This window comes from Nonomuraea sp. NPDC049784 (assembly GCF_040659615.1).
Classification (GTDB): Bacteria; Actinomycetota; Actinomycetes; order Streptosporangiales; family Streptosporangiaceae; genus Nonomuraea.
This window is the reverse complement of the sequence record NZ_JBFAMX010000840.1, coordinates 1-3,552: the sequence shown is the minus strand read 5'-3', so window position 1 is coordinate 3,552 and position 3,552 is coordinate 1. Positions and strand designations below refer to the sequence as shown.

Genomic DNA, 3,552 nt, shown 5'->3' with positions numbered 1-3,552 from the left:
TTGCTGTGGCGCGAGATGAACCTCACATAGCCGTCCGAGCTGTCGGCCAGTCGCCATTGCTGGTTGGTGCCGTTGCCGTCGGTCCATTGCACGATCGCGCCGCCGTTGGCGGTGGAGAAGTTGTAGACGTCGAGCACCTTGCCGGAGTGGCGGGACTTGATGCGGTAGTAGCCGCCGCCGGAGTCGACGAACTGCCATTGCTGCTGGTTGCCGTTGTTGCGGGTCCACTGGGTGATGCGGCCGCCGTCGGCGGTGGACAGGTTGTAGACGTCCAGGGCCTTGCCGCTGTTGCGGTTGACCAGGACGTACCACGCGCTGGTGTCGACCGTCGCGGCCGACGCCTGGGGTGTGAGGAACACGCCCACGAGAAGCAGCGACGAGAGAACCGCGAGCACGCGCCTCACAGGAACCTCCAGAGGTTGTTGTTCGCGCCGTTGTCATCGGCGAGCACGACCTGTGCGCCCTGCGAGGTGCCGTCGAGGCCGAGGACCCGGCCGCCCCGCCAGCGGGAGTCGCCGGTCATCTGGTACAGGTCCGTCAGTACGGCGTTCATGCCGCCGAACTCGGTGCCGAGCATGGCCTGCATCTGGCTTGAGCCGAGTCGCGACGTGCGGGCGTCCACCCACCCTGCCAGGGCCAGCAGCACGGTCCTGGCCTGGGTGTTGCCAATCAGCCGCCAGACGTCCAGCAGCCCGGCCAGGGTCTTGTGGAGGCAGTAGTACGGCACGTTGCCGTTGGTCAGGGTGCGGTTCTCCACGGCCGTGATGTCCGACTCGGGGAAACCGGACAGGTAGCCGCTGGTGAATCCGGCGGCGCCGTTGTTCGCCTGGCATTTGGCCAGTTCGGCCACCATGTAGTGGGCCTTGTCCCGGCAGGTGGTGTCGCCGAGCACGGCGTAGGCCTGCGCCCACGCCGTCAGGAAGTGGCCTTGCACGTGGGACCGGAACGGGAAGCCGGGCGCGTCCCAGCCGCCGTTGGCCGCCGCGCCGTTGGTGGACAGCCGGTGGTTGACCCGGTAGACGTACAACAGCCGGTCGACATCGACGAAGCGCAGGTAGTCAAGAGTGGGGTTCTGGTTGTCCAGCCAACGACCGGAGGTCAGCCGGACCTGGCCGAGGTCGAACTCGTAGGCTGAGACGCCGATGTCGGATCTGGCCCAGGGGACTGCGGCCAGAGCGGGGGTTGTGCCCGCTATCTGGCCGACGACCGTGAGCGCGGCGGTCGCGCCTGTGGCTTGGAAGAGGTGATGACGGCTCAAGGACATACGGAGCTCCTTGGAGGTGGGGGGCGGTGACCGGCGTCCGCCGGTCACGTGTTCACCGGGTCAGACCCTCGAAGAGGCCGCTCTCGGACGACGCGTTAGCGCTAGCACCTCGCTCGTGAGCGGAACCGTGGCCGTCATGGCTCCTGTGCCGTCGCGGGGAATGAGAGGGGACATCCAGGGCTCCATTACTGAATCGCAGAGGGGCAACCTGTTAGCGCTAACATCCGATCCTGCAGAGAGCTGTGTGGCCCGGAGTACATCCGACGGTCGGGCCTGGCGTCAATGAGGGGCGCCCCTCGCCGACCTGGGCGTTGATATCGGAACGCCTTCCCGCCTGGAGATTTGCCTCCAAGGAGATCGCGCCGCACTGCTCGTGCATGTGAAAGTTTCACAGAAGTTACGCGTTGGCAACAGGGTAAGTTGCGACAGATCACAAGTTAAGTTGCTACCTGGAGTCGAGGTGCGGGTGATCGCCTTGGGCCTGGCGCTGCGCTCAGTCACCGCTCATCGGCAACATGCTGCCGGCCTACGGCTGCGCTACCGGCGTGGCCGGCAGCGTAATTGATCTTAATTAAGTTTCTTCCCTGAGCGGTTGACGCGCCGCAGTAAGGGCAACGGCAGTGCCAACCCGCAGCGGCAGCTCGTGGACCTCGGCGTCGGCTGGTACCGCATCGTCAACCGAGTCAACGGCATGGTCATCGACAGCTGGGGCAACACCGCTCTGGACGGCATGGGTAACAGCACCGCCGGCTCCACCCTGGCCATGCGGACGCCGAACAACAGCACCAACAACCAATGGACGGTCATGGACGTGTGACCGCCCCAGCAGGCCATCGCAAGCCCCGGGCCTGCTGTCGTGGCACCTCACCCGCTCCCCGGGCAACAGCGCGGCTCACCTCCCCTCGGCCTCCCCGCGCGGGCCGAAGGAGGGTGAGCCATCCTGTTCCGGGACGATCAGCAGGTGGAGTTGTGCTGGTCCTACGACGCGGTGCCCGCGTTGTAGGACCACTTCTGGTTGCTGCCGCCCCAGCAGCTGTAGAGCTGCAGGCCGGTGCCGTTGCCGGTGCCGGCGCCGACGGCGTCGAGGCACAGCCCGGACTGGACCCCGACGATGGTGCCGTCGGAGTTGATGCGCCATTTCTGGTTGTCGCCGCCCCAGCACGAGTAGATCTGGATCTTGGCGCCGTTGCCCGTGCCCGCGGCGTCCAGGCACTTGTTGCCGTAGACCTTCAGCTCTCCTGCTGAGGTCTGCGTCCACTGCTGGTTGGTCTGGCCGTTGCAGTCCCACAGTTGGACGGCGGTGCCGTCGGTGGTGCTGGAGTTGGGGACGTCCAGGCAGCGGCCGGAGGTCACGCCCTTGATCTGGCCGACGTCGCCGCCGGGCGGTGGCGTCGTGGTGCCGCCGTTGAGGGCGTTGAGGACCGCGGTGTAGGCGGCCTTCTTGTTGCCGTTGCCGTCGAACAGCAGCGGGGTGTCGCCGGAGCGCCAGGAGTCGCTGTCGCGCACGCCCCAGGTGGTGATGCCGTTGCAGCGGGGGACGGCCAGGCAGTCGTTGGTCACGGCGGCGTAGGTGCCGGCCGAGGCGCCCTGGATGTCCAGCTCGGTGATTTGCACGTCGACGCCGAGGGCGGCGAAGCTCTGCAGGGTGGTGCGGAAGTTGCTGTTGTACGGGCTGCCGCTGTTGAAGTGGCTCTGGAAGCCGACACAGTCGATGGGCACGCCCCGCTGTTTGAAGTCGCGGACCATGTTGTAGACGCCCTGGGTCTTGGCCCAGGTCCAGTTCTCGATGTTGTAGTCGTTGTAGCAGAGCTTGGCGGCAGGGTCGGCGTTGCGTGCGGTGCGGAAGGCGACCTCGATCCAGTCGTTGCCGGTCCGCTGGAGGTTGGAGTCGCGCCGGCCGCCGGAGTTGCCGTCGGCGAAGGCCTCGTTGACCACGTCCCAGGCGTAGAGCTTGCCCTTGTAGTGGGCCATGACGCCGTTGATGTGGTCGATCATCGCCTGGCGCAGGGTGCTGCCGGACAGGGACTGCATCCAGCCGGGCTGCTGGGAGTGCCAGGCCAGGGTGTGGCCGCGGACCTGCTTGCCGTTCTGGACGGCCCAGTTGTAGATGCGGTCGGCGTTGGTGAAGGTGAACTGACCCCGGTTCGGCTCGGTGGCGTCGATCTTCATCTCGTTCTCGGCCGTCACCATGTTGAACTCGCGGTTGGCGATCGTGGTGTACGCCGAGTCGCCGAGCTTGCCCGCGGCGATGGCGGTGCCGAAGTACCGCCCGCTCTGCGCGGCCGCCG

General features: G+C 66.7%; 4 protein-coding genes. 1 reads left to right on the top strand and 3 read right to left on the bottom strand.

Going from position 1 to position 3,552, the window contains the following annotated elements; all coding sequences use genetic code 11:
• Positions 1 to 395, bottom strand: a 395-nt coding sequence (locus tag AB0J09_RS59540; RefSeq protein WP_360712415.1) for an RICIN domain-containing protein, incomplete at its 3' end; no start/stop codon positions are given.
• 5 nt (positions 396 to 400) lie between these two features.
• Positions 401 to 1,264, bottom strand: coding sequence for a beta-L-arabinofuranosidase domain-containing protein (locus tag AB0J09_RS59535; protein ID WP_360712412.1), 864 nt, complete (start codon positions 1,262 to 1,264; stop codon positions 401 to 403).
• Positions 1,265 to 1,856: 592 nt separating this feature from the next.
• Here AB0J09_RS59535 and AB0J09_RS59530 point away from each other — a divergent pair.
• Complete coding sequence (locus AB0J09_RS59530) at positions 1,857 to 2,081, top strand: hypothetical protein (protein WP_360712409.1); 225 nt, start codon at positions 1,857 to 1,859, stop codon at positions 2,079 to 2,081.
• 161 nt (positions 2,082 to 2,242) lie between these two features.
• Here AB0J09_RS59530 and AB0J09_RS59525 read toward each other — a convergent pair.
• Positions 2,243 to 3,552, bottom strand: a 1,310-nt coding sequence (locus tag AB0J09_RS59525; protein ID WP_360712406.1) for an endo-1,4-beta-xylanase, incomplete at its 5' end; no start/stop codon positions are given.

Coding starts and splice junctions, on each gene's coding strand:
- AB0J09_RS59535 (WP_360712412.1), bottom strand. CDS start 1,264: ATGTCCTTGAGCCGTCATCACCTCTTCCAAGCCACAGGCGCGACCGCC.